We start from the raw sequence: 7161 nt of genomic DNA, 5'->3' as shown, positions 1-7161 counted from the left end.
GCGGTGGCGCTTGCCGAGTGGGGCGCGGGGTTCATCCCCAACGCCACGGTGGCGGGCATGGTGGGTTTTCTCTTCTTCATTTTCGCGCGCTCGCTGTCTACGTTTGCGCTGATCATGTGGATGTCGGTGGGGTTGCGCATCGATGATCTCATCGCGTCGCTGCAGCGCTTGCGCCTGCCGCGCGGCCTCGTCATCACCATCGCCGTGGTGTTTCGCTACCTTCCCACGGCTGCCGACGAGTTCCGGAAGATCAGCGCCACCATGCGGCTGCGCGGTGTGGAGCTCTCGGCGCGCAACCTGGTGCTGCATCCCGGCCGCTCGCTCGAGTACGTGCTGGTGCCGCTCATCATCCGCACCATCAAAATCGCCGACGATCTGGCCGCTTCCGCCATGACGCGCGGCCTCGACCTCGTGGGTGCGCGCACGACGTACCGCGACGTGCGCATCGGAGCGTCGGGGGCGCTCGTGACGGCGGCGGTGCTCGTCTGTACGGCGGCCGGTTATGTCGCGTGGGCGGTGAACGTGCTATGACGGCCAACGAGGTGGTGGTGGCAGGTGCGACGTTTCGTTACGCCCACGATGGCCAGCCTGCGCTGCGCGGCCTCGACCTGCGCGCGGGCGGCGGGAAGCTCGTGCTGCTGCTGGGCGCGAGCGGGTGCGGTAAAACCACTGCGACGCGCCTGCTGAACGGGCTGGTCCCCCATTTCTTCGAGGGAGGCGCGCTCGACGGCTCGGTGGACGTGTGCGGCATGGAGCCGGCTTCCGTCAGCGTGCAGCGGCTGGCCGGCGCGGTGGGGTCGGTGTTCCAGGATCCGCGCAGCCAGTTCTTCGCCACCGACGTGTCGTCCGAAATCGCGTTCTCGTGCGAGAACCTCGGCGTTCCCGCGCTCGAGATGCGCCGACGCGTGGCCGAAGCGGCCGGAGCGTGCGGCGTCGTGCACCTGATGGACCGCAGCATCTTCGACCTGTCGAGCGGCGAGAAGCAAGCGGTGGCGGTTGCGTCGGTGCTGGCGATGCGCCCGCGCGTGGTGGTGATGGACGAGCCGTCGGCGAACCTCGACGAGGTGGCCACCGCTCGGCTGCGCACCATCGTCGAGACGCTGCTGCACCGCGGCGTGACCGTGGTGGTGTCCGAGCATCGGGTTCACTATCTGGCCGACCTTGCCGACGAGGCGCTGCTGCTGCGTGCAGGGCGCGTGGAGCGGCGTTTCGCCGCGGGAGAATTGGCGCGTCTTACGCCCGAGGCATCGCACGAGCTGGGCTTGCGCGCGTCGAGCCTCGACGAGGTGCGCGCCGTGCCGCGCGCGGAGGCCCGGGGGCCTGCGGTCCTTGAAGTGCGCGACGTGAGCTTCGGCTATCGGGGCGCGCCGCCCGTGCTGAAGGGAACGTCGTTCTCGGTGCGGGAGGGCGAGGTCGTGGGCATCGTCGGACGCAACGGCGTGGGCAAAAGCACGCTGATCGACCTCGTGTGCGGTCTCAAGACGGAGTGTGCGGGCACGGTGTCCATCGGCGGCGTCGCGTTGCGGCCGAAGGAGCGCGTGCGGGCAAGCTACCTGGTCATGCAGGATTCGGATTGCCAGCTGTTCGCGGAAAGCGTCGAAGCCGAGCTGCTTCTGGGCGAGCGTGCCGACGAGGCGCGCACGGCGCGAGCGCGCGCAGCGCTTGCGCGCATGGGGCTTGCGGGGCTGGAGGACCGTCACCCGGCATCGCTGTCGGGAGGCCAGAAGCAGCGGCTGTCCATCGCGGTGGCCTACATGAAGGATGCGAAGGTCGTGTGCCTCGACGAGCCCACGAGCGGCTTGGACTGGGCGTCGATGATGGGCGTGGCGCAGCTGTTGCGGGACCTGGCCGAAGAAGGGCGCGGCATCGTGGTGATCACCCACGACTACGAGTTCTTGCTGGCGGCGTGCGACCGGGTGCTGCGCATCGGCGAGGGCGGGTCGGCGGTCGAGGTCGGCTTCGACGGCCCTGGCGATGCGAGTGCGCTCCGCAACCCCGAATAGTCGTTTCGGTGCCGCGATGCGGCGGGAGTCCCTCGATCCTGTGCCGGCGGGCGCGCGTTTCGGGCATTCTGAGCGAAGTTTGATAAAGCTAACTTGAGGAGTTGACCAATGGAAGTTTCTCCGGCGAACCGCGACGTGCGGCCAAGCGCGTTCGCGAAGCTGTACTACTTCATGCGGCCGGATCGCGGGCGCATGGTGTGCTCGCTCGTGCTGGCCTGTATCGGCGAGGCCGTGGGCATGGTGCCTTACGTGGTGATCGCGCTGTTGGCGGCGGGGCTCATCGAGGGCACGCTGACGTTCGAGCGCGCGGCCCTCCTGGCGGCCGTCGCCGCGCTCGCGCACGTCGCGCGCTTCTTCTGCACGTGGCGCTCGTCCATGATGAGCCACCGCATCGCGTTCAAGGCGCTGGCCACCATGCGCGACCAGATGGCGGAGAAGATGGAGCGCGTTCCCATGGGCACGATCATCGACACGCCCACCGGCACGTTCAAGAACCGCTTCGTCGACAACGTGAACCAGCTGGAAGACGCCATCGCCCACTTCATGCCCGAGCTGCCGTCGAACGTGTTCGGGCCGTTGCTGGCCATGGTCATCGTGTTCGCGCTCGACTGGCGCATGGGGCTGGCCGGGCTGGCCACCATCCCTCTGGGCGTGCTGTTCTATGCGGCCATGATGCGCGATTACAAGCCGAAGATGGCCCGCTACATCGGCAGCGAGCAGCGGATGAACTCGTCGCTCGTGGAGTACGTGAACGGCATCCAGGTGATCAAGGCGTTCGGGCGTACGGCCAGCTCGTACGGCGGATTCTCCACCGCGGTCGCCGAGTACCACGACTCGACGCTCGCGTGGTTCAAGCAGAGCTGGGTGTGGATGGCGGCCGTCAAGTCGGTGGTGCCGTGCACGCTGCTCGTGTCGCTGCCGCTGGGCGTGTGGCTCATGTCCGCAGGCCAGCTGACGCTGCCGATATTCCTGACGTGCATCGTCATCCCGCTGGGCTTCATCGCGCCGCTGCTGAAGTTCGCGCAGGCGGGCGGCCAGATCTCGCGCATGGACGTGTGCCTCAACGTCATCTGGGACTTCCTGGGCACGCCCGAGCTCGTGCGCCCCGCCGAGCGCGTGCGGCTGGACGGCGAGTCGTTCGCGTTCGAGAACGTGTCGTTCTCCTACTACGAGGGGGCCGAGGTGCTGCACGGCGTCAGCTTCGAGACGCATCCCGGGCAGATCACGGCCATCGTGGGGCCCAGCGGTTCGGGCAAATCGACCGTGGCGAAGCTCATGGCCGGGTTCTGGGATGCAACGGACGGGCGCGTCGCGTTCGACGGGGTCGATGTGCGGAACATCCCGTACCAGCAGCTCATGGAGCATATCTCCTACGTGGCGCAGGACACGTTCCTGTTCGACCGCACGCTTGCCGACAACATTCGCATGGGGCGTCCTGCCGCTTCGCAGGTCGACGTGGAGGCCGCCGCCCGCGCGGCGGGTTGCCACGAGTTCATCAGCCGCTTGCCGCAGGGCTACGACACGCGCGCCGGCGAGGCGGGCGAGAGGCTGAGCGGCGGCGAGAAGCAGCGCATCGCCATCGCACGCGCCATTTTGAAGAACGCGCCCATCGTCATCCTCGACGAGGCGACGGCCTACGCCGATCCCGAGAACGAGGCGCTCGTCGAGCGCGCCATCAGCAAGCTCGTGGTCGGGAAGACGCTCGTCACCATCGCGCACCGCCTGTCCACCGTGACGGGCGCCGACCAGATCCTCGTCATGGACACCGGCCGCATCGTCGCCCGCGGCACGCACGACAAGCTGCTGGAATGCTGCCCGCTGTACCGTCGCATGTGGGAGCAGCACAGAAGTTCCGCTGTTCTACGAACAGCGGAACCGGCCGACGCTGCGGCTTCCCCCGGTGGCACCGGGGAAACCCTCGCTGACGTTTCGACGACGGGCGACAACGATATCAAGGAGGCGATGTAGCATGTTCGCGCTCATCAAACGCGTGCTCGACCTGGCTGGCAGCTTCTCTCCGGCGGCGCGGCGCAGCCTGACGTGGGGCATGGTGTGCAACATCCTGAAAGCGTTCTTCATGGCCGGTATGCTGGGCGCGGTGTTCTGGGCGCTCGAGAACCGCGACCACCTCGACGCCGTCGTGGCGCTGCAATGCCTGGGCATCTTGGCTGTCAGCGTGATCGGGCAGTACGTGTTCCAGTACCTCGTGGACATCACGATGGACGCGCAGGGCTTCCACATCTTCCGCGACCTGCGCCTGCGCGTGGGCGACCGGCTGAAGGCCGCGCCCATGGGCTACTTCTCCGAGCAGCGCCTGTCGGCCGTCACCACGACGCTGACCACGACGGTGCACCAGCTGGAGGAGTTCATGACCATCTGCCTGACGGGTCTGACGGGCGGCGTGGCCATGGCGGTGATCATGAGCCTGTTCTTCCTCGCCGTGGCCTGGCCCATCGCGGCCATCACGTTCGCGGGCATCGCCGCGGGCCTGTGCGTGCTGAACGTGCTGCGCCGCCGCGCCACCAGCGTGACGCGCGAGGTGACCGCCGCGCAGGAGGCCATGGCTGACAAGGTGATCGAGTACGCTCGCGGCATGGCCGTGCTGCGCACGTTCGCCACGCCCGACGAATCGCTGGCCGCCGCGAAGGCGTCGTTCCAGCAGAAGCGCGCGGCCGATTACCATCAGGAGGCCGCCGCGCAGGGCATCCTCAAGCTGTACGCGCTCGTGTTCAACCTGGCCAGCTGCGCGGTGCTGTTCACCGCGTGCGCGCTGTACCTGAACGGCGCGCTGCCGCTGTCGTGGGCGCTCACGCTGCTCGTGGCCGCGTTCATGATCTACGGCGAGCTCATCCACGCGAACGATGCGGCGTTCCTCACGAAGAAGATCGAAGGCGAGCTCGACCGCGTCGACGAGGTGTGCGACATCCCGAAGCAGAACGCGACGGACGCGCCGCTCGCGCCCGCCGATTTCGGCATCGAGATGAACGGCGTCTCGTTCGGTTACGACGCCGACCGGCGCGTCATCGACGACGTGTCGCTGCGCATCCCGCAGGGCACGAGCTGCGCCATCGTGGGGCCCAGCGGCTCGGGCAAGACGACGCTCGTGAACCTCATGGCCCGATTCTGGGACGTGGACGCCGGCGCGGTGCTGCTCGGGGGCCAGGACGTGCGCAAGGGCACGGCCGAGAGCCTGCTCGCGCACGTGTCGATGGTGTTCCAGAACGTGTATCTGTTCAACGACACCGTGGAGAACAACATCAAGTTCGGCATGCCGAACGCCACCCATGCCGACGTGGAGGCCGCCGCCAGGCGCGCCCGCTGCCACGAGTTCATCATGCAGCTGCCGCAGGGCTACGACACGGTGCTCGAGGAGGGCGGCGCCAGCCTCTCGGGCGGGGAGCGCCAGCGCATCTCCATCGCGCGCGCCATCATGAAGGATGCGCCCATCGTCATCTTGGACGAGGCCACGAGCTCGGTCGATCCTGAGAACGAGCACGAGCTGATCGCCGCCATCGGCGAGCTCACGCGCGGCAAGACCCTCGTGTCCATCGCGCACCGCCTGAACACGGTGGCCGGCGCCGATCAGATCCTCGTGGTGGACGAGGGCCGCATCGTGCAGCGGGGCACGCACGACCAGCTCATGGGCGAGCAGGGGCTCTACCGCGACTTCGTGAACCTGCGACGCGAAGCCGCCGGCTGGCGCCTGGCGGGGTAGGGCGCGCGCCGTCGCGCGCCGCCTGCGAAATGTCCGATCGGAGTAGGCGCGCGGCTGTTTGGAGCGGAACGGGCGGCCCGTTTCTGCTATACCGGAGGGAAGGGAAACGCACTGCGCGCGCGGCGGCCGCCCGCGCGGAGAGGAGGTGCAGGTGAAGCAGCCTGTTCATGAGTCTGCCGAAGACTATCTGAAAGCCGTGTTGGCGCTGGAGCGCGAGCACGGCTACGTCCGCGCCGTGGACGTAGCCGGCCGGCTGGGCGTGTCGAAGGCGAGCGTGTCGAAGGCGCTGTCCAAGCTGGAGCGCCAGAAGCTCGTGCACGTGGTGGCCCACGACGTGCGGCTCACCGCCGAGGGGCGCGCCGTGGCCGAGCGCGTCAGCGAACGCCATGCGTTCTTCCGCGCTCTGCTGCGCGCTGCGGGCGTGGAGGCCGTCGTCGCCGACGAGGAGGCGTGCCGCCTCGAGCACTGCCTGTGCGAGGACTCGTTCCGGAAGCTGGTAACCGCGCTCGACGCGCGCGGCTGAGAGCGCTCGGTTGACGCGCGGCGGGTCGCCCGGTATGATGGCGGCCCGGGCCTCATGGCCCGCAACCCAACGAAAGGCTCTCCTCTCATGACTGTTCCTCCCAACCGCTAAACCACGCGACACATCCGTCCCATCCGCTGCCGCGCCGCGCGCGGCCGCTTCGTGATGGGCGCTGCCCGTCCGCCTGCCGCCGCTGCGAGCGGCCGTTTTGCGATGGGCCGTCCGGTTGAGATGCACAGACAATCAGAGAGGTTCCCTGTATGAAAAAGCTGAATAACGGCGTGGTGCCGCCTGTGCCCACCTTCCATTTCGAACGTATTCGGATTGCGAAGGAAGGCAACAACCATCATGAAAACGAGTATATGGCGCGTGGAGGCGACCGCCGCGCCGGTCGCGCTGCGCCCTTGTGGGACCTGCGGTGCTGACGCGGAGTTCGCGTCCACGGGCCTGTTTCGCGTGAACGCCCAGAAGAAACGTCTGGACGTGTGGCTCATCTACCGGTGCGCCACGTGCGGAAGCGTGTGGAACAGCGCCGTGATCAGCCGTGGGCGTCCGGGAAGCATCGACCGCGAAGAGCTCGAGCGGTTCACGGGCAACGATCCCGTGATGGCGCTGTGGTGCGCGCTCGACGTCGGCTTGCTCAGGCGCAACGGCGCGCGCCGGGGCAAGGTCGCCTTCGTCGTCGAAGGCGACCGGCCCGCCGGCGGCGAGGACTGTCGGGTTGAAATCGACGGCGGCGACCTTGCGGGCCTGCGCCTGGCCGAGGTGCTGCGGGCCAAGTTGGGCGTTTCGCGCAGCGGCTTGGAGCGCCTCGTGGAGGCGGGCGACGTGAGCGCCGCCGACGGAGCCGACGTCCTCGCCGCGAAGCTCCGTCCGCACCAGACGATCCTCGTGCGCGGGCGGCGCGAGCAGTAGGCGGG

General features: G+C 68.2%; 6 protein-coding genes. All 6 read left to right on the top strand.

Annotated elements, in window-relative coordinates:
- The coding region (locus ACMO6A_RS13095; protein ID WP_418471391.1) for an energy-coupling factor transporter transmembrane component T at nucleotides 1–531 on the top strand (531 nt) is incomplete at its 5' end.
- Nucleotides 528–2003 (top strand): ABC transporter ATP-binding protein, encoded by a 1476-nt coding sequence (locus ACMO6A_RS13090; RefSeq protein WP_009608150.1) that lies wholly within the window; start codon nucleotides 528–530, stop codon nucleotides 2001–2003. The genes ACMO6A_RS13095 and ACMO6A_RS13090, both read left to right, overlap by 4 nt.
- A gap of 108 nt (nucleotides 2004–2111) precedes the next feature.
- Nucleotides 2112–3971 (top strand): ABC transporter ATP-binding protein, encoded by a 1860-nt coding sequence (locus tag ACMO6A_RS13085; RefSeq protein ID WP_233839582.1) that lies wholly within the window; start codon nucleotides 2112–2114, stop codon nucleotides 3969–3971.
- A 1-nt stretch (nucleotide 3972) separates the two neighbouring features.
- Complete coding sequence (locus ACMO6A_RS13080; protein ID WP_009305901.1) at nucleotides 3973–5718, top strand: ABC transporter ATP-binding protein; 1746 nt, start codon at nucleotides 3973–3975, stop codon at nucleotides 5716–5718.
- Nucleotides 5719–5869: 151 nt separating this feature from the next.
- A complete protein-coding gene (locus ACMO6A_RS13075; protein WP_009305903.1) occupies nucleotides 5870–6241 on the top strand; it encodes a metal-dependent transcriptional regulator in 372 nt (123 codons plus the stop codon).
- A gap of 348 nt (nucleotides 6242–6589) precedes the next feature.
- A complete protein-coding gene (locus ACMO6A_RS13070; RefSeq protein WP_015759916.1) occupies nucleotides 6590–7156 on the top strand; it encodes a DUF1062 domain-containing protein in 567 nt (188 codons plus the stop codon).
- The last annotated feature ends 5 nt before the right edge of the window (nucleotides 7157–7161 follow it).

The organism is Eggerthella sp. (assembly GCF_048329335.1).
Lineage (GTDB): Bacteria > Actinomycetota > Coriobacteriia > Coriobacteriales > Eggerthellaceae > Eggerthella > Eggerthella lenta.
Note: the sequence above shows the minus strand (reverse complement) of the source record. Positions and strands in the feature narration are given on the sequence as shown.